This is a genomic window from Burkholderia sp. YIM B11467 (genome assembly GCF_052952715.1).
Window position 1 is genome coordinate 152,461 of the sequence record NZ_JBQVSQ010000010.1, and the last position, 22,072, is coordinate 174,532.

Annotated in this window: 19 protein-coding genes; 2 read left to right on the top strand and 17 right to left on the bottom strand. The window is 64.2% G+C overall.

Annotated elements, in window-relative coordinates; all coding sequences use genetic code 11:
• Positions 1–376: 376 nt before the first annotated feature.
• Together ACTRWB_RS29465 and hemE are read right to left on the bottom strand one after the other, a co-directional pair.
• Positions 377–2,638, bottom strand: coding sequence for a primosomal protein N' (locus ACTRWB_RS29465; protein ID WP_446903915.1), 2,262 nt, complete (start codon positions 2,636–2,638; stop codon positions 377–379).
• A gap of 448 nt (positions 2,639–3,086) precedes the next feature.
• Positions 3,087–4,181, bottom strand: a complete 1,095-nt coding sequence (hemE, locus tag ACTRWB_RS29470; protein ID WP_319022246.1) for a uroporphyrinogen decarboxylase — start codon at positions 4,179–4,181, stop codon at positions 3,087–3,089.
• A 148-nt stretch (positions 4,182–4,329) separates the two neighbouring features.
• Here hemE and ACTRWB_RS29475 point away from each other — a divergent pair, with 148 nt between their 5' ends.
• Both ACTRWB_RS29475 and ACTRWB_RS29480 read left to right on the top strand, forming a co-directional pair.
• Positions 4,330–5,130: a transporter substrate-binding domain-containing protein gene (locus tag ACTRWB_RS29475; protein WP_446903916.1), complete on the top strand. Its 801-nt coding sequence runs from the start codon at positions 4,330–4,332 to the stop codon at positions 5,128–5,130.
• Positions 5,131–5,409: 279 nt separating this feature from the next.
• Positions 5,410–5,565, top strand: coding sequence for a hypothetical protein (locus ACTRWB_RS29480; protein WP_196319601.1), 156 nt, complete (start codon positions 5,410–5,412; stop codon positions 5,563–5,565).
• A gap of 295 nt (positions 5,566–5,860) precedes the next feature.
• Here the strand turns inward: ACTRWB_RS29480 and ACTRWB_RS29485 are convergent, their stop codons facing one another.
• The 15 genes from ACTRWB_RS29485 to mnmG all read right to left on the bottom strand — a co-directional run bounded on the left by ACTRWB_RS29485 (position 5,861) and on the right by mnmG (position 21,506).
• The gene (locus tag ACTRWB_RS29485) at positions 5,861–7,588 is read right to left on the bottom strand and encodes an AMP-binding protein (RefSeq protein WP_446903917.1); all 1,728 of its coding nucleotides are present in this window, start codon (positions 7,586–7,588) and stop codon (positions 5,861–5,863) included.
• A gap of 243 nt (positions 7,589–7,831) precedes the next feature.
• A complete protein-coding gene (locus tag ACTRWB_RS29490) occupies positions 7,832–8,257 on the bottom strand; it encodes a F0F1 ATP synthase subunit epsilon (RefSeq protein ID WP_048247907.1) in 426 nt (141 codons plus the stop codon).
• A gap of 148 nt (positions 8,258–8,405) precedes the next feature.
• A complete protein-coding gene (gene atpD / locus ACTRWB_RS29495; RefSeq protein ID WP_129513371.1) occupies positions 8,406–9,800 on the bottom strand; it encodes a F0F1 ATP synthase subunit beta in 1,395 nt (464 codons plus the stop codon).
• A 66-nt stretch (positions 9,801–9,866) separates the two neighbouring features.
• On the bottom strand, positions 9,867–10,742 hold the full coding sequence (gene atpG, locus ACTRWB_RS29500; RefSeq protein ID WP_048247911.1) for a F0F1 ATP synthase subunit gamma: 876 nt from the start codon (positions 10,740–10,742) through the stop codon (positions 9,867–9,869).
• 70 nt (positions 10,743–10,812) lie between these two features.
• Positions 10,813–12,354 (bottom strand): F0F1 ATP synthase subunit alpha, encoded by a 1,542-nt coding sequence (atpA, locus tag ACTRWB_RS29505; protein WP_096506711.1) that lies wholly within the window; start codon positions 12,352–12,354, stop codon positions 10,813–10,815.
• Positions 12,355–12,402: 48 nt separating this feature from the next.
• Entirely contained in the window at positions 12,403–12,942 is a 540-nt protein-coding gene (locus ACTRWB_RS29510; protein ID WP_048247914.1) for a F0F1 ATP synthase subunit delta, read from the bottom strand.
• Positions 12,943–12,944: 2 nt separating this feature from the next.
• Positions 12,945–13,415, bottom strand: coding sequence for a F0F1 ATP synthase subunit B (locus ACTRWB_RS29515; protein ID WP_048247917.1), 471 nt, complete (start codon positions 13,413–13,415; stop codon positions 12,945–12,947).
• A 127-nt stretch (positions 13,416–13,542) separates the two neighbouring features.
• Positions 13,543–13,812: a F0F1 ATP synthase subunit C gene (atpE, locus tag ACTRWB_RS29520; protein WP_025990054.1), complete on the bottom strand. Its 270-nt coding sequence runs from the start codon at positions 13,810–13,812 to the stop codon at positions 13,543–13,545.
• A gap of 78 nt (positions 13,813–13,890) precedes the next feature.
• Entirely contained in the window at positions 13,891–14,742 is an 852-nt protein-coding gene (gene atpB, locus ACTRWB_RS29525; RefSeq protein ID WP_412023366.1) for a F0F1 ATP synthase subunit A, read from the bottom strand.
• Positions 14,743–14,855: 113 nt separating this feature from the next.
• Positions 14,856–15,392, bottom strand: coding sequence for an ATP synthase subunit I (locus tag ACTRWB_RS29530; RefSeq protein WP_129513369.1), 537 nt, complete (start codon positions 15,390–15,392; stop codon positions 14,856–14,858).
• A 564-nt stretch (positions 15,393–15,956) separates the two neighbouring features.
• Positions 15,957–17,087, bottom strand: a complete 1,131-nt coding sequence (locus ACTRWB_RS29535; protein ID WP_446903918.1) for an SLC13 family permease — start codon at positions 17,085–17,087, stop codon at positions 15,957–15,959.
• 10 nt (positions 17,088–17,097) lie between these two features.
• On the bottom strand, positions 17,098–17,991 hold the full coding sequence (locus ACTRWB_RS29540; RefSeq protein ID WP_129513367.1) for a ParB/RepB/Spo0J family partition protein: 894 nt from the start codon (positions 17,989–17,991) through the stop codon (positions 17,098–17,100).
• Between the two features lie 31 nt (positions 17,992–18,022).
• Complete coding sequence (locus ACTRWB_RS29545; protein WP_446903919.1) at positions 18,023–18,802, bottom strand: ParA family protein; 780 nt, start codon at positions 18,800–18,802, stop codon at positions 18,023–18,025.
• A gap of 50 nt (positions 18,803–18,852) precedes the next feature.
• Positions 18,853–19,539, bottom strand: a complete 687-nt coding sequence (gene rsmG / locus ACTRWB_RS29550) for a 16S rRNA (guanine(527)-N(7))-methyltransferase RsmG (RefSeq protein WP_446903920.1) — start codon at positions 19,537–19,539, stop codon at positions 18,853–18,855.
• Positions 19,536–21,506: a tRNA uridine-5-carboxymethylaminomethyl(34) synthesis enzyme MnmG gene (gene mnmG / locus ACTRWB_RS29555; protein ID WP_048247926.1), complete on the bottom strand. Its 1,971-nt coding sequence runs from the start codon at positions 21,504–21,506 to the stop codon at positions 19,536–19,538. The genes rsmG and mnmG overlap by 4 nt, the downstream gene beginning before the upstream one ends.
• Positions 21,507–22,072: the final 566 nt, after the last annotated feature.

Here is a 22,072-nt window from a genome sequence, read left to right on the forward strand (position 1 = left end):
GGGTTCGTGCGCCGGTGCGAGCCCGGCAATGTGGTGTGAGAGGATGCGCGAAATCCTACGGCACGCAATAAAAAGGTGCAACCAAATTGAGAGATAGGTTGCACCCTTTGGATAGTCAATATAATCAGCCACTTAGACGGTTGCAACCTAGGGGTTGCCCGTGGTCGGCGGATCGGTGTTTTCCCTGAGCGGGCCGGTTTGACACGCGTGGGCAACCCGCGGTGTGTGCGAAAGCGGAACAAAACGGGTTGCACTGGGCGTGCCGGCGGGTGCGGCGCCGGGTTGCGGGCGCGCGACGAGAGACAGTTCGGGGGTGCCCGGCGGCCCGGGCGTCAACACCGGGCAGCGCGCCGCGCGATGGCCGCGCGGGCGCCGCTCAGATATCCAGCGGATCGACTTCGACGCTCCACCGCAGCACGCCCTTCAGCGCGCGCAGCTCCGGCTGCCACGCGCGCAGCGCATGCTGCAGCGCCGCCCGCGACGCGCTTTCGAGCAGCAACTGCGCGCGGTGGACGTTCGCGACCTTGACGATCGTCATCGGCACCGCGTCGTACACGGTCACGCGATCCGCGCCCGGCAGCCCCGGCAGCGCGGCCGCGGCCTGCAGCAGGAACCCGAGCGCCGCGTCGAGCGTGCGTCCTTCGGCGCGCAGCAGCGCCTGGTAGACGAACGGCGGCAGGTGCGCGTCGCGGCGCTCGCCGAGCGTCGAACTCGCGAAGCCGATGTAATCCTGCCGCCCGAGTGCGTGGTACAGCGCGTGACGCGGGTAACGCGTCTGTACAAGCACCTCACCCGGCAGCCCGGCGCGTCCCGCGCGGCCGCTCACCTGCATCAGCTGCGCGAACAGCCGCTCGCTCGCGCGGAAATCGTGCGAGAACAGCGCGGTGTCGGCATTGAGCACGCCGACGAGCGACACGCGCTGGAAGTCGTGCCCCTTCGCGATCATCTGCGTGCCGACGAGGATGTCGACCTCGCCCGCGTGCACGTCGGAAAACAGCGCCTGCGCACTGCCCTTGCGGCGCGTGCTGTCCGCGTCGATCCGCAGCACGCGTGCGCCCGGCACGGCTTCGGCGAGTGCCTCCTCGATGCGCTGCGTGCCGCGCCCGAGCGGCGCGATGTCGACGTTCCCGCACTCGGGGCACGACCGCGGAATGCGCGACTCCCAGCCGCAGTGATGGCAGCGCAGCGCATGTTCGGGTTTGTGCAGCACGACGTACGCGCTGCAGCGCGGGCAGCCCGCGACCCAGCCGCATGCATCGCACGCGAGCTGCGGCGCGTAACCGCGCCGGTTCAGGAACACGAGACTTTGTTCGCCGCGCTCGAGCCGCCCCTTCAACCCGGCGACGAGCGGCCCCGACAGCCCGCCCAACGACGCGCGCCCGCGCCGCCGTTCCTCTTCGAGATCGATCAGCCGCACGGTCGGCAGCGTCGCGTCGGCCACCGCGCGGCGCGACAGCGTGAGCCGCGTGTAGCGGCCCTGCTCGGCCTGCCACCAGGTTTCGAGCGACGGCGTGGCCGAACCGAGCACGACGGTGATGCCGAGCTGCTTCGCGCGCCACACGGCGAGATCGCGCGCCGAATAGCGCAGCCCTTCCTGCTGCTTGTACGCAGGCTCGTGCTCCTCGTCGACGACGACCAGCGCGAGCGTCGGCATCGACGCGAGCACCGCGAGGCGCGTGCCGAGCACGATCCGCGCGCGGCCCGTATGCGCGGCGAGCCAGTTGCGCGCCCGCTCGCCCTCGGCGAGCCCGCTGTGCAGCGTGACGATCGCGTCGTCGGCGAGCGCCCCGGCGAAGCGCGCGCGAAACGCGGCCTCGAACTGCGGCGTCAGGTTGATTTCGGGGACGAGCACGAGCGCCTGCGCATCCGGCCGCGCATCGAGCAGCGACGCGAGCGCATGCAGGTAGACCTCGGTCTTGCCGCTGCCCGTCACGCCGTGCAGCAGGAACGGCGCGAAGCCCTGCGCGGCGCGGATCGCGTCGAGCGCCTCGGCCTGCTGGTCGGTGAGCGCCGGCGGCACAGCTCGTCCACCGGTTGTCGACAGGTTATCCACAGCTTTGGGCACAGGCGTATCGGCCCAGCCGATCTCCTCGACGTCGACCCAGCCGCGCGCCGCCCAGTCGTCGAGCGTCGCGGCCGCCTTCGGATGCAGCGCGCGCGCATCGGGCAGCGTCAGCGAGCCGGTATCGACGAGCGCCTGTGCGAGCCGTCGCAGCGCGGCCCCGCGCGCGGGCAACGCGTCGGGCAGTGCCGCGCGGCCCGCGTCCGTCGGCCGGTAGCGCATCTCGGGCGCGAGCAGCCGCCCCCAGCGCCCGGCGTCGCGCAGCGCTTGCGGCAGTGCCGGCAGCGCGACCTCGCCCCGCCCGCGCTGATAGTAGTCGGCGGCGAACGACACGAGCGCGAGCCAGTCCGCCGACAACGGCGGCAGGTCGGAGCAGATCGCGTCGATCGCGCGCAGCCGGGACGGCGGCACGTCGGTGTGAGTCGTCACTTCGCAAACGAGCCCGACGGCCTGCCGCTTGCCGAACGGCACCTGCACGAGCGTGCCGGGCACGGGCGCCGGCTGCGCGTCGCAGCGGTAGTCGAACAGGGTCGCAAGCGGATGGTCGAGCGCGACGCGCAGGTAGGTGCCGTCCATCACGGCGCTCCGGCGGCGGCACGCGCCGCGTGGACGGCTTGCATCCGCGTCCGCATCGCGGCAGCGAACTTAAAGTAAAACTTCAGATTCGGCGCTAAGTTTTGGATTCGCATTAGGAATCGCCGTATACCCTGCCCAGCCTGTGGATAACTTTGTTGAGAACTCGTCGCTCAATGGCCGCAACGCGCGCGGGGCCGTGCTTTCCGCCGTTTTTCGCCGCTTGTTGCGGCGCCCCGCGGAGCCTTATTCCATAAGGCTGCTATTCAAATTACCAGACCATAGCGAGACAAATTGACCGATACGGGGCTCTACCGCGCTGCAACGTGGAAAATGTGTATAAGTCAAGTCTTGACAAGCAACGAATCGGCAACCGGTGCGGGGTTGCGCCCTGTTTAGTTTCAATAACGAAACACCGTCACCCTGCAGTGCAGCATGACGGCGCTTGCGTTCAGCCGGCGGCTCCGCTCCGGATCGCGCGGCTGTGGTTGTGCACCTCGTCGACGAGTTCGGCGACGTGGTCGGGCGATGTGAATTGCGAGATGCCGTGCCCGAGGTTGAACACGTGGCCCGGATGGTTGCCGTAGCTGTCGAGCACCGCGCGCGCCTGTTCGCGCACCGCGGCCGGCGGCGCAAACAGGATCGTCGGGTCGAGGTTGCCCTGCAGCGCGACGCGCCCCGCGACACGTTCGCGCGCGGCGCCGAGGTTGACCGTCCAGTCGAGCCCGACCGCGTCGACGCCGATCGCCGCGATTTCCTCGAGCCACAGCCCGCCGCCCTTCGTGAACGTGATCACCGGCACACGCTCGCCGTCGTGCTCGCGCTTGAGCTGCGCGACCACGCGGCGGATGTAGTCGAGCGAAAAGCGCTGGTACGCGCCGTCCGCCAGCGCGCCGCCCCACGTGTCGAAGATCATCACGGCCTGCGCGCCCGCTTCGATCTGCGCGTTCAGGTACGCGGCCACCGCCTGCGCGTTCACGTCGAGAATCCGGTGCATCAGGTCGGGACGCGAATACGCCATCGACTTCACCGTGCGGAAATCGTCCGACCCCCCGCCTTCGACCATGTAGCACGCGAGCGTCCACGGGCTGCCCGAGAAGCCGATCAGCGGCACGCGCTGGCGGCCCTGGCCATCGGTGAGCGCGCGGCGGATCTCGCGCACCGCGCCGGTCACGTAACCGAGCGTCTCGTCGATGTCCGGCACCGCGAGTTTCGCGACGTCGGCCTCGGTGCGCACCGGGTGCGCGAACTTCGGCCCTTCGCCGACCTGGAAGTCGAGGCCGAGCCCCATCGCGTCCGGAATCGTCAGGATGTCCGAGAACAGGATCGCGGCGTCGAGCGGAAAGCGCTCGAGCGGCTGCAGCGTCACTTCGGTCGCGTAGTCGGGATTCTTCGCGAGACCGAGGAAGCTGCCGGCGCGCGCGCGCGTCGCGTTGTATTCGGGCAGGTAGCGGCCAGCCTGGCGCATCAGCCAGATCGGCGTGTAGTCGGTCGGCTCGCGCAGAAGCGCACGCAGGAAGGTGTCGTTGAGCAGGGTATGGGCCACGGTAGGAGCGACGATGCGAGAGCAAACCGGCATTTTACCGGACTGCCGCCGCCGGGCTGCGCATCCGACGCGATGGCGGCCATATGACGCGCGCGATGGCTCCGTTATGATCGGACGCTCATATCGAACGAAACCAAGGAGGAGACCGATGAAGACATTCGCCACGCTCGCCGCGGCCGCGTTGCTTTGCTGCGCCGCCGCGCACGCGCAGACCGGCGCGGGCGCCGCCGCGGCCGCACCGGGCGCCGGCTCGCGGCTCGACGACGTGCTCGTGCGCGGCGCGCTGCGCGTCTGCACGACGGGCGACTACAAGCCGTATTCGTACTATCGCGCGGACGGCCGCTTCGAGGGCATCGACATCGACATGGCCGAATCGCTCGCGAAGTCGCTCGGCGTGAAGACCGACTACGTGAAGACGAGCTGGCCGAACCTGACCGGCGATTTCGTCGCGAAGTGCGACATCGCGGTGGGCGGCGTCTCGACGACGCTCGAGCGCCAGAAGCGCGTGTTCTTCACGCAGCCGTACGTCGTCGACGGCAAGACGCCGATCGCACGCTGCGCGGACGCCGACAAATACCAGACTGTCGCGCAGATCGACCGGCCCGAAACACGTGTGATCGTGAACCCGGGCGGCACCAACGAGCGTTTCGCGAAGCAGTATTTCCCGCACGCGAACCTGACCGTCTATCCGGACAACGTGACGATCTTCAAGCAGATCCTCGCGGGCAAGGCCGACGTGATGGTGACGGATGCGTCCGAGACGCTGCTGCAGCAAAAGCTGAATCCGGGCCTGTGCTCGGCGCATCCGGACAAGCCGTTCCAGTTCGGCGAGAAGGCCTACATGGTGCCGCGCGGCGATGTCGCGTTCCAGCAGTACGTCGACCAGTGGCTGCATCTCGCGCTGTCGACCGGCGAATACCAGGCGATTTCGGACAAGTGGCTGAAGTAAGCGAGCCGGCGCGCGGCGGCCGATAACGGGCACCGACCCCGTGGCTGCCGCCCGTAAAAGTGGCTGCGCGGCGGTGGCCGGCCGACCGCCGTTACACTTCGACGCCGCACGCCGGCGGCGAGAAACCCGCCCGAAACCGCCGAATTGGCCGAACGGCCGACTTCCACGCATTCCGATCACGTTTCAAAATCTTTCCGACGAATGAATCGTCATGCGCGGTATCTGCCGCGCGGCGCACTTTCTCGCGTGCAAATCGGCAGTTCATCGAGCCTGATACGCATGAAAAACGCATCGTGCGCATGCGATGAAAACGCTGAGGAAAATATGGGTAAAAATGACCTTTTTCAGAATCCCGAAAACAGCAAAAAATCCCGGGAAGCCTTATCTGGCGGGCGTTACAACCTGAAACACTTTGTTACCGCGACGGGTCATTAATTCGCCCACAATGGCCTCAACGGTTTCAACACGGATGCGGTCTCGTGTGCCAAGTGTGAGCGGACGCGAAGCGCTGCGAGCCAGTCGGTCACGTACCGAAGCCCTTCCCAGGGGCATCCCTGTTGGAGTCGTTTCCGGCCCCCCGCCGGACTCGGTTTCATCTTTGGTCTCCTCGCGCTAACCCCGTAGCGTGTGGTTTTTAGCGGGCTAATAAGCCCGCTTTTTTTCGTCCATCGAAAACGCAACGGCCTTCAGGCCGTCGCGCTTTTTTTGGCCGCCGAGCCGCCAGGCCGATTTACGCGGTCTTCTGCACGTCGAGCTTCAGTTCCTCGATCATCCGGTCGCGCATCACGAACTTCTGCACCTTGCCCGTCACCGTCATCGGCAGTTCGTCGACGAAGCGGATATAACGCGGAATCTTGTAGTGCGCGATCTGCCCGTTGCAGAACGCACGCACATCGTCCTCGGTCATCTGCTCGTCCGCGCGCAGCACGATCCACGCGCACAACTCCTCGCCGTATTTCGCATCGGGTACGCCGAACACCTGCGCGCTCTGGATCTTCGGATGCCGAAACAGGAATTCCTCGATCTCGCGCGGATAGACGTTCTCGCCGCCGCGAATCACCATGTCCTTCAGCCGGCCGACGATGTTGCAGTAGCCGTCCGCGTCGAGCGTCGCGAGATCGCCCGTATGCATCCAGCCGTCGACCAGCACCTCGCGTGTCTTCGCGTCGTCGTCCCAGTAGCCGAGCATCACCGAATAACCCTTCGTGCACAGCTCGCCCGTCGCGCCGACCGGCACGATCTCGCCGCCCGGATCGACGATCTTCACTTCCAGATGCGGCTGGATGCGCCCGACCGTCGTCGTGCGCTTCTCGAGCGGATCGTCGGTCGAGCTCTGGAACGACACGGGGCTCGTCTCCGTCATCCCGTACGCGATCGTGATCTCCGACAGGTGCATCTGCGACACGACACGCTTCATCGTCTCGATCGGGCACGGCGAGCCGGCCATGATCCCGGTGCGCAGCGTCGACAGCTCGAAGGTCGCGAACTGCGGATGATCGAGCTCCGCGATGAACATCGTCGGCACGCCGTGCAGCGCGGTGCAGCGCTCGTCGGTCACGGCCGCGAGCGTCGCGACCGGGTCGAACGCTTCGCCGGGGAACACCATCGCCGCGCCCTTCGACACGCAGGCAAGCACGGCCAGCACCATCCCGAAGCAGTGGTACAGCGGCACCGGAATGCACAGCGTGTCCTGCTCGGTGAAACGCATCGCCGTCGCGATCGAGCGCCCGTTGTTGACGACGTTGCGATGCGTGAGCGTCGCGCCCTTCGGGCTGCCGGTCGTGCCGCTCGTGAACTGGATGTTGATCGCGTCGGTGGACGTGAGCGTCGCGCCGATCGCATCGAGCAGCGCGGAATCGACGGCCTGGCGGCCGCGCGCCATCAGGTCAGCAAAACGGAACATGCCGGCCGGCGCGACGTCGCCCATCGACACGACCGTGCGCAGGCTCGGCACGCGTGCCGCATGCAGGTCGCCCGGCGTCGCGGTCGCAAGCTCGGGCGCGATGGTCTGCAGCATCTCGACGTACGCGGAAGTCTTGAAGCGCTCGGCCGCGATCACGGCTTTGCAGCCGACCTTGTTCAGCGCGTATTCGAGCTCCGACAGCCGGTAGGCCGGATTGATGTTGACGAGCACCGCGCCGATACGGGCGGTCGCGAACTGCGTCAGCAGCCACTCGCTGCGGTTCGGCGACCAGATACCGACGCAATCGCCCTTCACGATGCCGAGCGCGGCCAGGCCGGCCGCCAGCACGTCGACCTCGTTCGCGAACTCGCGCCAGGTCCAGCGCACCTGCTGCTCGCGGAACACGACGGCCAGACGGTCGGGGAAGCGTCCGGCCGTGTCGAGCAGGAAACGGCCGATCGTCGCTTCGGATAGCGGCACGTCGGTCGCGCCGCGCACGTACGACAAGCCGTTTTCGGGCGCGATCAGCGCCGCTACGCCAAGGTCTGCTGCCATGAATGTCTCCGTCCTTTTTGTCCGATCGGCCCGCGCGCACTTCCGGCGCCCGCCTCCGCCGCCGCGATCGCGACGGACAGCCTCACCGCGGATGATGACCCGCTCTGCTGACAACACTCTGACATCAAATCGAGGCGGACGGATGAAATAGCACGACCGGACGAAACGACCTGGCGCGCAAACGGCAGACGAAAAAAAAGCAGCCCGAAGGCTGCCTTTCTTTCGCGGGATACGCGGCGCGGCTCAGTGCCGGCTGCGAATCTTCGCCAGACGCTGGATCGCCTCGAGCTGCGCCATCGCGGTCGCAAGCTCGGATTGCGCTTTCGCGAGGTCGAGATCCGACTTCGCGTTCTGCAGCGTTTCCTCGGCGCGCTTGCGCGCTTCCTCGGCTTTCGCCGCGTCGAGGTCCTTGCCGCGGATCGCGGTATCGGCGAGCACCGTCACGGCACCCGGCTGCACTTCGAGAATGCCGCCCGCGACGAACACGAATTCGTCGTTGCCGCCCTCGACTTCGATGCGCACCGCACCCGGACGAATCCGCGTGATCAGCGGCGTGTGACCCGGCAGAATGCCCAGTTCACCCGCTTCGCCCGGCAGCGCGACGAATTTCGCCTGGCCCGAGAAGATCTGCTCTTCCGCGCTGACGACGTCTACTTTGATGGTTGCCATATCGACTCCTGTCGGCGGGAGTGAGTGCTTTGGCACTTACCCCCGCCCCATGCCGCGGTTGGCAAGAGTTAGCGCCTCAGCACTGACTCCTGCCCTGCGGCGGTCGGCGGGAGTGAGCGCTTCAGCGCTTACTCCGATCACATGACCCTTACTGGATCTTCTTGGCCTTTTCGAAGGCTTCGTCGATCGTGCCGACCATGTAGAACGCCTGCTCCGGCAGGTGATCGCACTCGCCGTCGACGATCATCTTGAAGCCACGGATCGTTTCCTTCAGCGGCACGTACTTGCCCGGCGAGCCCGTGAACACTTCAGCAACGTGGAACGGCTGCGACAGGAAACGCTGGATCTTACGTGCACGCGCGACCGACAGCTTGTCTTCCGGCGACAGTTCGTCCATGCCCAGAATCGCGATGATGTCGCGCAGTTCCTTGTAGCGCTGCAGCGTCTGCTGAACGCGACGCGTGATCGTGTAGTGCTCTTCACCGATCACGTTCGGGTCGATCTGGCGCGACGTCGAGTCGAGCGGGTCGACCGCCGGGTAGATACCCAGCGAAGCGATGTCACGCGACAGAACGACGGTTGCGTCCAAGTGGCCGAAGGTCGTAGCCGGCGACGGGTCGGTCAAGTCATCCGCAGGGACGTACACGGCCTGGACCGACGTAATCGAGCCCTTCTTGGTCGACGTGATGCGCTCTTGCAGCTTGCCCATTTCTTCAGCCAGCGTCGGCTGATAGCCCACTGCCGATGGCATACGGCCGAGCAGTGCCGACACTTCGGTACCGGCCAGCGTGAAACGGTAGATGTTGTCGACGAAGAACAGCACGTCGAGGCCTTCGTCACGGAAGTGCTCGGCCATCGTCAGGCCGGTCAGCGCGACGCGCAGACGGTTGCCCGGCGGCTCGTTCATCTGGCCGTACACCAGCGCGACCTTGTCGAGAACGTTCGAGTCCTTCATTTCGTGGTAGAAGTCGTTCCCTTCACGGGTACGCTCGCCCACGCCCGCGAACACGGAGTAACCGCCGTGTTCCTTCGCGATGTTGTTGATGAGCTCCATCATGTTGACGGTCTTGCCCACGCCAGCACCACCGAACAGACCGACCTTGCCGCCCTTGGCGAACGGGCAGATCAGGTCGATGACCTTGATACCCGTTTCGAGCAGTTCGGTCGACGGCGACAGTTCGTCGAACGCCGGCGCCTTCTGGTGGATCGAGCGCGTCACGTCGCTCTCGATCGGGCCCGCTTCGTCGATCGGACGGCCGAGCACGTCCATAATCCGGCCGAGGGTCGGCTTGCCGACCGGCACCGAGATCGGCTTCCGCGTGTTCTTGACCACCAGACCGCGGCGCAGGCCGTCGGATGCACCCAGACAGATGGTCCGGACCACGCCGTCGCCCAGCTGCTGCTGGACTTCGAGCGTCAGTTCCGAGCCATCGAGAATAAGCGCGTCGTAGATCTTCGGCATGCTGTCGCGCGGGAATTCCACGTCGATAACGGCGCCGATGCACTGTACGATCTTGCCTTCTACCAAAGCAGCAGTACTCATCGCTTTTCCTTTAAATACCTGATTCTTTACTCGCGCAAAGGCGCAGTTGTCGTCCCGGGCGCGCGCTTAAACAGCGGCTGCGCCGCCGACGATCTCCGACAGTTCTTTCGTAATCGCGGCCTGACGGCTCTTGTTGTACACGAGCTGCAGTTCGCTGATCACCGTCTTCGCGTTGTCGGACGCGGCCTTCATCGCGACCATGCGCGCCGATTGCTCGGACGCCATGTTCTCCGCGACGGCCTGGTACACCAGCGCCTCGACGTAACGCACGAGCAGTTCGTCAACGACTGCCTGCGCGTCCGGCTCGTAGATGTAGTCCCACGAAGTCGACGGCGTGCCGTCATCCGTTTCGAAGTGTTCCGACGACAGCGGCAGCAGTTGCTCGATCACGGATTCCTGCTTCATCGTGTTGACGAAGCGCGTGTACGCGATATAGACCGCCGACAGCTTGCCTTCCGAGTACAGATCGAGCTGCGTCTTCACGGCGCCGATCAGCTTGTCCAGGTGCGGGGTGTCGCCGAGGTGCACGACCTGCGACATCACCTTCGCGCCGAAGCGGTTCAGGAACCCGAGGCCCTTGCTACCGATCGCGGTGGCTTCGACCTTCTGGCCCTTCTCTTCCAGCTCCTTGAACTTCTGCACCGTCGCACGCAGCACGTTGGTGTTCAGACCACCGCACAGACCCTTGTCCGTCGTGACAAGGATGATGCCGGCCGTGTTCACGCCTTCGTTCGCCACCATGAACGGGTGGCGGTACTCCGGGTTCGCGCGGCTCATGTGCGCGGCGATGGCACGGACCTTGTCCGCGTACGGACGAGCTGCGCGCATGCGTTCCTGCGCGCGGCGCATCTTCGATGCGGCCACCATCTCCATCGCCTTCGTGATCTTGCGCGTGTTTTGCACGCTCTTGATCTTGCCGCGAATTTCCTTCATTCCAGCCATAGCTTGCTCCTTGACCGAAGCGGCGCGGGCGCATCACGCACCCGCGCGGCCTCAGTGTGTCACTCGCGGATCAATAGGCACCGGACTTCTTGAAGGATTCGATCGCCGCGCGCAGCGCGCCTTCGTCGTCCTTCGAGAGATCCTTGGTGTCTTCGATGCGCTTGATGAGGTCAGCGTGGCTGGTCTTCAGGTTGTCGCGCAGGCCCTTCTCGAACGCCAGCACTTGCTTGACGTCGAGGTCGTCGAGGTAGCCGTTGTTTGCGGCGTACAGCGACACGGCCAGTTCCCACACCTGCAGCGGCTGGTACTGCGGCTGCTTCAGCAGTTCCGTCACGCGGCGGCCACGCTCGAGCTGCTTGCGGGTCGCTTCGTCGAGGTCCGATGCGAACTGCGCGAATGCGGCGAGTTCACGGTACTGCGCGAGGTCGGTACGGATACCGCCCGACAGCTTCTTCACGACCTTCGTCTGAGCGGCGCCACCGACTCGCGACACCGACACGCCGGCGTTGATTGCCGGGCGGATGCCTGCGTTGAACAGGTCGGTTTCCAGGAAGATCTGGCCGTCGGTAATCGAGATCACGTTCGTCGGAACGAACGCGGTCACGTCGCCTGCCTGCGTTTCGATGACCGGCAGTGCCGTCAGCGAACCGCTCTTGCCCTTCACTTCGCCGTTCGTGAACTTCTCGACGTACTCTTCCGACACGCGAGCCGCACGCTCGAGCAGACGCGAGTGCAGATAGAACACGTCGCCCGGGTATGCTTCACGGCCCGGCGGGCGGCGCAGCAGCAGCGAGATCTGACGGTATGCCCAGGCTTGCTTGGTCAAGTCGTCATAAATGATCAGCGCGTCTTGACCGCGGTCGCGGAAGTATTCGCCCATCGTGCAGCCGGCGTACGGTGCCAGGTACTGCATTGCAGCGGAATCCGATGCCGAAGCGGCGACGACGATCGTGTATTCCATCGCGCCCGTTTCTTCGAGCTTGCGAACCACGTTCATGATCGACGAAGCCTTCTGGCCGATCGCGACGTAGATACAGATCAGGTCCTTGCCCTTCTGGTTGATGATCGCGTCGAGCGCCACCGCGGTCTTGCCGCACTGACGGTCGCCGATGATCAGCTCACGCTGGCCACGGCCGATCGGCACCATCGCGTCGATCGACTTGATGCCCGTCTGCACCGGCTGCGACACCGACTTACGCCAGATCACGCCCGGAGCGATCTTTTCGATCGCGTCGGTCAGCTTTGCATTGACCGGGCCCTTGCCGTCGATCGGGTTGCCGAGCGCATCGACCACGCGGCCGACGAGTTCCGGACCAACCGGGACTTCCAGAATGCGGCCCGTCGTCTTGACGATGTCGCCTTCCGAGATGTGTTCGTATTCGCCGAGAATCACCGCGCCGACCGAGTCGCGCTCGAGGTTCAGCGCGAGACCGAACGTGTTGCCCGGAAACTCGAGCATTTCGCCCTGCATCACGTCCGACAGGCCGTGGATACGCACGATACCGTCGGTCACGGAGATCACGGTGCCCTGGTTGCGAACGTCTGCGCTCGCTTCAAGGCCCTGGATCCGGCTCTTGATCAGCTCGCTGATCTCAGAGGGATTGAGTTGCATTATTCGCTCCTGATAGTCAATTCTGTTGCGTGCCGGCTGCCTGGGCGCTCAAGCGCTCAAGGCTGTCTGCATGCTGGCGAGCCGCGCGCGGACCGAGGTATCGAGCACTTCGTCGCCGACCGTCACGCGCACGCCGCCGATCAGCGACGCATCGGTCTCGACCGTCGGCTTCAGTTTGCGCTTGAACTTGCGTTCGAGGCTGGCGATGAGGTCGGTGAGCTGTGCGCCTTCGAGCGGAAACGCGCTGACGATCTGCACGTCTGCCGCGCCTTCGCGCGCATTCTTCAGCTCGTCGAACTGCGTGGAGATTTCCGGCAGCAGCGCGATACGGTGATTTTCGACCAGCATCTGCACGAAGTTCTTCGCTTCCGCGCTGGTCGCGAGCGGCGATTTCACCGCGGCGAGCAGCAGCTCGTTGACCTGCGCGCGACTCACTTTCGGACTCGACGCGACAGACAGCACTTCGGGCAGGTGCGCAACCTGAGCCAGCTCTTGCACGAGCGTGGACCAGGCGGCGATATCACCACCCTCGGCCACGCGGAACAGCGCTTCTGCGTAAGGGCGGGCGATGGTTGCAAGTTCGGCCATGATCAGAGCTCGGCTTTCAGTTGATTCAGCAGTTCGGCGTGGGCCGTTTGATCGACTTCGCGCTTCAGGATCTGCTCGGCGCCCTTGACCGCCAGCGTGGCGACTTCGCCGCGCAGCGTTTCACGCGCCTTCACGATTTGCTGATCCGCGTCCGCCTTCGCCTGAGCGATGATGCGGGCGGCTTCGGCATGGGCTTGAGCCTTGATTTCTTCGGCAACGGCCTGCGCGCGCTTTTCAGCGTCGGCAATGCGTTGTTGACCGTCGTTACGGGCCTGCGCGAGTTCCTGGTCGACGCGCTTGTGCGCCGCTGCGAGTTCCGCCTGACCCTTTTCCGCGGCCGAGAGGCCATCGGCAATTTTCTTCGAGCGCTCGTCGAGGGCGTTGATCAACGGCGGCCACACGAACTTCATCGTGAACCACGCGAGGATCAGGAACACGACCATTTGCGCAAACAGGGTTGCGTTAAGATTCACGGTGTTTCCTTATCTGCTATTCCGGAAATTGAAACGAGGAGGAGCGCGTCGAATGTGAATTCGATTGGCGCTCGTCATCCGTTCCACCCTGCGCCGGCGATCGCTGGCGCAAATCTTCCGAGGAACCTTAGCCTGCGAGCTTCGACAGGAGCGGGTTCGCGAATGCAAACAGCATTGCCACGCCGACACCGATCAGGAACGCCGCATCGATCAGACCAGCCAGCAGGAACATCTTCGTTTGCAGCGGGTTGATCAGCTCAGGCTGACGTGCGCATGCTTCGATGTACTTGCCACCCATCAGACCAATACCGATACAGGCGCCGATCGCACCGAGGCCGATGATGATACCGATACCGATAGCGGTCAGACCTTGGATGTTGGCGATGAAAGCTTGCATGATCACTCCTTTGTGAAAAGACTTGGAACTGGAATTAAAAGAAAAACTAAAAACAAACCTGCTTGATTGTCCGGCTGCTTAGTGCGATTCGTGAGCCTGGCCGAGATACACCAGCGTCAGCATCATGAAAATGAACGCTTGCAGCAAAACAATCAGGATGTGGAAGATCGCCCAGATGCTGCCCGCGAGGATGTGGCCGATGAAGCCCAGCACCGATGCGTCCGCACCGAAACCCCACATGCTGCCAAGCAACGCGATCAGCAGGAACAGCAGTTCGCCTGCATACATGTTGCCGAACAGCCGCATGCCGAGCGACACGGTCTTGGCGACATATTCAACGATGTTCAGGCCGAGGTTCGGGATCCACAGCAGCGGATGCGCACCGAACGGAGCCGACACGAGTTCATGCACGAAGCCGCCCGCGCCCTTGATCTTGATGCTGTAGTAGATCATCAGCACGAAGACGCCGAGTGCGATGCCGAGCGTGCCGTTCAGGTCGGCCGTCGGGACGATGCGATGATGCGGGATGACTTCCGACAGGCCCAGCACGCCGATCACGCGGCCCGGCAGGTCGACGGGGAGAAAGTCGAGGGAGTTCATCAGCGCGACCCAGATGAACACGGTCAGCGCGAGCGGAGCAATGAAGGTACGATTGCCGTGAACGACCGCTTTCGACTGGTCTTCCACCATCTCGACGATCATTTCGATCATGCACTGGAAACGACCCGGCACGCCCGGCGTAGCCTTGCGGGCAGCCATGTACAGGATGAGGATCGTAACGAGACCGCAGACGATCGACCAGAACAGCGTGTCGAGATTCCAGACGTGAATATCGAAAATCGACGTCTGATGCGCGGTGGAGAAATTCTGCAAGTGGTGCGCAATGTACTCGGACGGATCCAGAGCACGCGAGCCTTCGCTGGTTGCCATAATCGTTAGTGCCACCCAAATTGTCGAAAATCGGTCTATCCGCTTCGCCGCAACAATTTATTGCGGGAACGCGCCTGCGCATGTTCCTGTCGAACTGCGCAAGGTCTCACAGCCTATCGCCAGGCCAACGCAATCCAGTACGTTTTCAGCACGAGCAAGTACGTAATGAGCAACGGCACCCAGTGCACACCGGGGTACCACACGGCGATCGCCACGAACAGCGCGATCGTCGCACCCATCTTGAGTACTTCGCCGACCACCCAACCCATCACGGTGTCGGCACCGCCTCGCCTCAAACGCGCCGCAAACAATGCGCTCGGCACCCAGCCAATCGCTCCGCCCAGAAATGCAGATTGCGCAGCGGCGCCCGGCGGCTTCGAGGAAAACAGCCACCACGCCAGCGTTGCAACCAAGGACAAGACCACTTGCGCGATCACCACCCGGTAGGGCGTGACCCGCGAGGGTCGGCTTACATCCGGCCCGAACAGCGTTTCCGCTTCGGCCCGCGTAAGCGGAACGATTGTTGTGTCGTCTTGCTGCTCGGCATCCCAATCGTCGTCGGCTACGTGCCGCGTCTCGACAACCGGTGCGGTATTACGGCGTGCGCTGTGCTTGTCGTGCCCATTGTTCGGCTCCTCCTGACCCGCCATCGCAACCTTCCGCAAAATCCCAATCCGCCCCAATCTTTCCGAAAGCTTTCGGGGGTGCCTAGCTAACAAATCCGGGCGATTGTAAGCGATAGTTGCAGGTGATTCAAGGCTTTAGACGCGACAAAAATCTGCGTAAAACGTCGCCTCATCATGTGAAAAGCGGGCGAACCGACGACGTACGATGACAGTTGTAAGGTCGTTTTTTCGCGCAGGTATTTCTTGCCGGGAAAAATGCGTCGACGATGGAATCGCGCGCAAACGATGCTGGGCGCGCGTGTCGGTGATGCGGCGAGATCCCCGCAAGAAATTCGCTGTTGCGCAGCTCGCCGGAATTGTTCTGTGCGACGCACCGGAACAGGCAAGACGCGGCAACCGATCCGCCGCACCCGATGCGCGAAATTCGATCGGACGCTGGTGCGTCGATCCATCCAATCAGTTGTCATGCCACCACAGACGATCGACTGTGGATGGCCGCACTTATCAACAGCCCCGCAACCACCGCGAACGCTGTGCACCCGCCCCACCACCCGAATGGCGCGCCTGTGCCGCACACGCCCGCATCATTCAGCCGTGCACGAGCAGCCACGCGCCCAGTGCGGCGCTCGCGAGCGCGAACGGAATCGAGACGAGGTGGAACGGCAGCCACATGCGCGGCTCCTTCGCGAGACGCACCGCGATCAGGTTCGCGAGCGAACCGATCGCGAAACCGAAACCGCCGACCGATACGCCGAATGCGAGCGCGCGCCAGTCGCGCGTGAATTCGGACAGCAGGATGGCCGCCGGCACGTTGCTGATCCCCTGCGACAGCACGGCGCCGGCCGCAAAGACACGCAGCGGCGAATCGAGCTGGGCACGCGCAATCGCGTCATGGATGGCGGGCAGCGCAGCCGCGCTGCGCAGCACGACGAACATCAGCACGAAAATCAGCAGCAGCAGCCAGTCGATCCTGAGGACTGCATCACGTCTTACGACGAGCAGCATGATCGCGACCGCAACCAGGCCCGGCAGCGGATGGTGCGCATCGGCGAGCAGCACGAATGCGGCGAACAGTACCGCGGCGATCAACGCATGCATGCGCTGCACCGGAAGCGCGACAACGTCGCCCGACAGGTCGAGCGGCTTCGCGCGAAACGCGCACGCGGTCAGCGCGAGCAGCAGCACCATCAACGCGATCGCGAGCGGCCCGAGCGTGACCACGAAGTGGCCGAACGACACGCCGCTCAATTGCCACAGGAACAGGTTCTGGGGATTACCGAGCGGCGTCGCGACGGACCCCGCATTGACGGCCAGCGCGACAACGATCACGAGCCGCCGGAACGGCAGCGGCGTCAGCGCACGCAGCGACACCATCAACGGCACGACGACGAACAGCGCGACGTCGTTGGTGAGCCACATCGACAGCACCGCGGCGAACACGACGAGCAGCATCGCGAGCCCGCGTTCGGAGTGCACGTGATGCACGATACGGTGTGCGAGCCACATCAGGCAGCCGGACAACTCAAGTGCCTTGGTCAGCATCAGCAGGCCCGCGAGCGTCGCGACCGTCTGCCAGTCGACGAGACCGGCCAGCACGGAAAATGGTTGCGGGCGCACCCATTGCAGCACGATCAGGCCAAGCGCGAGCACCGACAGTACCGGCTCCTGCGCAAGCCATCCGAGCCACCGGCGCGGCGCCGGTGCGCCCGTCTTCTCCATCGGCAACCCGTTACTCTTCGGTCGCGACGTTGCCGCGCAGCCGCGCGAGAATGCCCTCGAGCGAGTCGAGGCTGCCGAAGTCGATCATCACCTGCCCTCGCCCGCGGCGGCCGAGCTTGATCTTCACCGTCGACGCGAGCAGGTCGGACAACTCCTCTTCGAGACGGCGCGTATCGCGGCCGCCGTCGTCCTTCGCACGCGCCTTCACGGCCGGCGCTTCCTTCGTCGTATGTGCGACGAGCTTCTCGGTCTCGCGCACCGACATGCGCTTGTTGACGACCTGATGGGCGAGCGTGATCTGCGTTGCCGCATCGACGGCAAGCAGCGCGCGCGCATGCCCCATGTCGAGATCGCCGGCCAGCAGCATCGTCTGCACCGGCGACGCGAGGTTCAGCAGGCGCAGCAGGTTCGACACCGCGCTGCGCGAACGGCCGACCGATTCGGCCGCCTGCTCGTGCGTGAAACCGAACTCGTCGAGCAGGCGCTGGATACCGTGCGCCTCTTCAAGCGGGTTCAGATCCTCGCGCTGGATGTTCTCGATCAGCGCCATCGCCGCGGCGGCCTGGTCGGACACGTCCTTCACGAGCACCGGCACTTCGTCGAGGCCGGCCAGGCGCGCCGCGCGGAAGCGCCGCTCACCTGCGATGATCTCGTATTTGTCTGATGAAATGGGCCGTACCAGGATCGGCTGCATCACGCCCTGCGCGCGAATACTTGCCGCCAGCTCCTGCAGGCTGCCTTCGTCCATCCGCGTCCGCGGCTGGTACTTGCCGGCCTGCAGCTTGCCGAGCGCGAGCGTGTTCGGCGCCCCTTCGATTTTCACCGCTTCGGTGATATCGGCACTGCCACCAAGCAGCGCTTCGAGGCCACGTCCCAAGCCCTTCTTCTTTGGTACCGCGTTCATGTCTTTCTTCCTCGCTTCGCTCATGTCCGGATCACGACACCTCGAACGCGCGGACGCGTTCGATCATCTCGGCACCGAACTGGAGATACGCTTGCGCACCGCGCGAGCTGCGGTCGAACACGACGCCCGGCAGCCCGTAACTCGGCGCTTCCGCCAGGCGCACGTTGCGCGGAATCACCGCGTCGAACACCTTGTCGCCGAAGTGCGCTTTCAGTTGATCGGAGACTTGCTGCTGCAGCGTGATGCGCGGATCGAACATCACGCGCAGCAAGCCGATGATCTTCAGGTCGCGGTTCATGTTCGCGTGAACCTGCTTGATCGTGTTGACGAGGTCCGACAACCCCTCCAGCGCGAAGTACTCGCACTGCATCGGGATCACGACGCCATGCGCCGCGCACAGCCCGTTCAGCGTCAGCAGCGACAACGTCGGCGGGCAATCGATCAGCACGAAATCGTAGTCGTCGGCGACGGACTCGAGCGCGGCCTTCAGCCGGCGCTCGCGGTTGTCGATGCTGATCAGTTCGATCTCGGCACCGGACAGCTCTCGGTTCGCGGGCAGCACGTCGTAGGTGACGCCTTCCGGACGCACACGTGCGTCGGTCACCGACACGCCGTCGACCAGTACTTCGTACACGGTCGATTCGCACGCGGCCTTGTCGATCCCGCTACCCATCGTCGCGTTGCCCTGCGGGTCGAGATCGATCAGCAGGACTCGTTGCTCCTGCGCTGCAAGGCTTGCGGCGAGATTGACCGATGTCGTCGTCTTGCCGACGCCCCCCTTCTGGTTTGCAACGCAGAAGATCTTTGCCATCGTAGGTGTGTTCCTCTTACTTCAAACAATCGGCGCGCTACAGCGCGCCTTCAATTCGCTTCGTCGACGGCCACTTCGATCAGATGCCGTTCGGCATCGAGCATCGGCACCGCCAGCCGCATCGTCTGCTTTACGCGACTGCCTTCCGGCAACCGTGCAATCTCGTCGTCCGGGTGTACGCCCTTCATCGCCCAGATCGATCCGCCCTGCGCAACCAGATGTCGAGCAAGTTTAACGAAGTCGGACAGATCAGCGAAGGCGCGAGAGACGATCATGTCGAATTTTTCCGGCACTTCGACGCCCGGCTGCAGCGATTCGACCCGCCCGGTGACGACCGACAGGTTCGAGAGCTTCAGCTCCGCACGCATTTGCGTCTGGAATGCAGACTTCTTCTGCACGATATCGTTCAGCGTGATCTGCCAGTCCGGCTCGACGATCGCCAGCACGATACCCGGCAACCCGCCACCCGAACCGACGTCGAGCACGCGGGCCGATGCACGGCCGCGCAGATGCGGGACGATGGAAAGCGAATCGAGGATATGCTGAATCAGCATCTGCTTCGGGTCGCGGATCGCGGTCAGGTTGTAGACCGCGTTCCACTTGCCGAGCAGCGCGACATAGTCGAGCAGCTGGTCGCGTTGTGCATCCGTCAGCGTGATGTCGAGCGCAGTCGTGCCGTCGACGAGCATCTGTTCCAGTACGTCCCGATTAACCGCCGGCGCGCGACGCGCCGTCATTGTTGCGTCGGGACGGCACCGTCCCCCTGCTCCGTTGCCTCAGCGGCAGTGCCATTACGACGCCCCAGGCCGCGGCGTTTCAGGTGCACCATCAGCAGCGAGATGGCCGCCGGCGTGACGCCCGAGATGCGCGACGCCTGCCCGATCGTTTCCGGTCGGAACTCATTGAGCTTCTGGCTCACCTCGAACGACAGGCCACGAACTTCGCGGTAATCGATGCCGTCCGGCAGGCGCGTGTTCTCGTTCGCATCGTTGCGTTCGATCTCGGATGCCTGGCGCTCGATATAACCCTGATACTTGATGCCGATCTCGACCTGTTCCTTGATCTGCTCGAGCATCACCGGATCGTCGGCCAGCGGCTCCGCGGGGCCGCATTCGCCGCCCTTCAGACCGCATACGCCGTCGTAGCTGATACCCGGGCGGCGCAGCAACTCGGCGAGGCTGTATTCGTGATCGATCGCCTTGCCAAGCAGCGCGGTCGCCTCTTCCGGCGGCAGCGTCTTCGGCGTGACCCACGTCGACTTCAGACGTTCGGTTTCACGTGAAACAGCGTCGCGCTTTCGGCTGAATGCATCCCAGCGCGCGTCGTCGACGAGCCCCAGTTCGCGACCCATCTCGGTCAGGCGCATGTCGGCGTTGTCTTCACGCAGACTCAGGCGATACTCGGCGCGACTCGTGAACATCCGGTACGGCTCGGCCACGCCACGCGTCACCAGATCGTCGACCAGCACGCCCAGATAGGCCTGGTCGCGGCGCGGACACCATGCGTCCTTCTCCTGCACGTAGCGGCCCGCGTTGAGGCCGGCCAGCAGGCCCTGCGCCGCCGCTTCTTCATAACCGGTCGTGCCGTTGATCTGGCCCGCAAAGAACAGCCCGTTGATCGCCTTCGTCTCGAGCGACGCCTTCAGCGCGCGCGGGTCGAAGTAGTCGTACTCGATTGCGTAGCCGGGGCGCAGGATGTGCGCGTTCTCGAGGCCGCGCATCGAATGCACAAGCTCGAGCTGGACGTCGAACGGCAGGCTCGTCGAGATCCCGTTCGGGTAGAACTCGTTGGTCGTCAGCCCTTCCGGCTCGAGGAAAATCTGGTGCGATTCCTTCGATGCGAACCGGTGGATCTTGTCCTCGATCGACGGGCAATAACGCGGCCCGACGCCTTCGATCACGCCTGTATACATAGGCGAACGGTCGAGGCCGCCGCGAATGATGTCGTGCGTGCGCTCGTTCGTGTGCGTGACCCAGCACGGCAACTGCTGCGGATGCTGCTCGGCACGGCCCAGGAACGAGAACACGGGGATCGGATCGAGGTCACCCGGCTGCTCGTCCAGCTTCGAGAAGTCGATCGTCCGGCCGTCGATACGCGGCGGCGTACCGGTCTTCAGGCGGCCCTGCGGCAGCTTCAGCTCCTTCAGGCGCGACGACAGCGACACGGCCGCCGGATCGCCCGCGCGGCCGCCCGTGTAGTTGTTCAGGCCGACGTGGATCTTGCCGTCGAGGAACGTACCGGCGGTCAGCACAACCGCGCGGGCGCGGAAGCGGATGCCGATCTGCGTGACGGCGCCCACCACACGGTCGCCTTCGACCATCAGGTCGTCGACAGCCTGCTGGAACAGCCACAGGTTCGGCTGGTTTTCGAGCCGGTGGCGGATCGCGGCCTTGTACAGGATGCGATCGGCCTGCGCCCGCGTCGCCCGCACGGCCGGGCCCTTCGACGAATTGAGGATCCGGAACTGAATACCGCTCTCGTCCGTCGCGGCGGCCATCGCGCCGCCCAGCGCATCGACTTCCTTGACCAGATGGCCCTTGCCAATGCCGCCGATCGACGGATTGCAGCTCATCTGCCCAAGCGTTTCGATGTTGTGGGTCAGCAGCAGTGTCTTCGCGCCCATTCGGGCGGACGCCAACGCGGCTTCCGTGCCGGCGTGACCGCCACCGACGACGATGACGTCAAATTCTGTGGGAAAAAGCATGGTGGGATTCCGTACGCAGGACTGCGCACGAACCTATCTGAGAAATGTATGGGCGGAATTATAGCGGGTTCGCTTTTCACCCGAAGGCCGTCCGAATGGTAGGGTCTGTGCATTTCGTCGATTTTTCGACGGACGACAGACGAATTCGCGGGGTTAGGCCTGCTACGGCAATGCTCTCGGTCAGTTCGCCGCACATCGCAGCGGCTGTGCAAAGACCGCCGCATCGGGAAAGCGGCACGAGGAACACATGCGGCAATCAAAGCCTGTGGTCGACGCAACAACCCGGACACAACACCCTGTGCCTGCCGCGCTCGCCCTCTTCTTCACAGAATTTCCAGCTATTGATCCGGCACTTATCCACTGAGAACCAGCACATCGTTGGTCTGTGCAGAGATCCATGCACCGTGAACCCAACCTGTGAAGCAAGACGCGGGATCATCAGCCGTACTGTGGACACCTTATCCGCCGTCACCACACAGAACTTCCGACTATTCACCCGATACTTATCCCCCGGCCTCGGGCCATCGAGGCATCGCCCGATCCTCCAAACAAAAGCGGCGTGTTTC

Excerpts from the sequence above, each read along its gene's own strand:
- rsmG (WP_446903920.1), bottom strand. The coding sequence starts at position 19,539 with ATGACGGCGCGTCGCGCGCCGGCGGTTAATCGGGACGTACTGGAACAG.
- ACTRWB_RS29545 (WP_446903919.1), bottom strand. The coding sequence starts at position 18,802 with ATGGCAAAGATCTTCTGCGTTGCAAACCAGAAGGGGGGCGTCGGCAAG.
- ACTRWB_RS29475 (WP_446903916.1), top strand. The coding sequence starts at position 4,330 with ATGAAGACATTCGCCACGCTCGCCGCGGCCGCGTTGCTTTGCTGCGCC.
- ACTRWB_RS29480 (WP_196319601.1), top strand. The coding sequence starts at position 5,410 with ATGAAAAACGCATCGTGCGCATGCGATGAAAACGCTGAGGAAAATATG.
- ACTRWB_RS29530 (WP_129513369.1), bottom strand. The coding sequence starts at position 15,392 with ATGGCGGGTCAGGAGGAGCCGAACAATGGGCACGACAAGCACAGCGCA.
- ACTRWB_RS29540 (WP_129513367.1), bottom strand. The coding sequence starts at position 17,991 with ATGAACGCGGTACCAAAGAAGAAGGGCTTGGGACGTGGCCTCGAAGCG.
- ACTRWB_RS29465 (WP_446903915.1), bottom strand. The coding sequence starts at position 2,638 with ATGGACGGCACCTACCTGCGCGTCGCGCTCGACCATCCGCTTGCGACC.
- atpA (WP_096506711.1), bottom strand. The coding sequence starts at position 12,354 with ATGCAACTCAATCCCTCTGAGATCAGCGAGCTGATCAAGAGCCGGATC.
- atpE (WP_025990054.1), bottom strand. The coding sequence starts at position 13,812 with ATGCAAGCTTTCATCGCCAACATCCAAGGTCTGACCGCTATCGGTATC.
- ACTRWB_RS29535 (WP_446903918.1), bottom strand. The coding sequence starts at position 17,087 with ATGGAGAAGACGGGCGCACCGGCGCCGCGCCGGTGGCTCGGATGGCTT.
- atpB (WP_412023366.1), bottom strand. The coding sequence starts at position 14,742 with ATGGCAACCAGCGAAGGCTCGCGTGCTCTGGATCCGTCCGAGTACATT.
- atpD (WP_129513371.1), bottom strand. The coding sequence starts at position 9,800 with ATGAGTACTGCTGCTTTGGTAGAAGGCAAGATCGTACAGTGCATCGGC.
- ACTRWB_RS29490 (WP_048247907.1), bottom strand. The coding sequence starts at position 8,257 with ATGGCAACCATCAAAGTAGACGTCGTCAGCGCGGAAGAGCAGATCTTC.
- mnmG (WP_048247926.1), bottom strand. The coding sequence starts at position 21,506 with ATGCTTTTTCCCACAGAATTTGACGTCATCGTCGTCGGTGGCGGTCAC.
- ACTRWB_RS29510 (WP_048247914.1), bottom strand. The coding sequence starts at position 12,942 with ATGGCCGAACTTGCAACCATCGCCCGCCCTTACGCAGAAGCGCTGTTC.
- ACTRWB_RS29485 (WP_446903917.1), bottom strand. The coding sequence starts at position 7,588 with ATGGCAGCAGACCTTGGCGTAGCGGCGCTGATCGCGCCCGAAAACGGC.
- atpG (WP_048247911.1), bottom strand. The coding sequence starts at position 10,742 with ATGGCTGGAATGAAGGAAATTCGCGGCAAGATCAAGAGCGTGCAAAAC.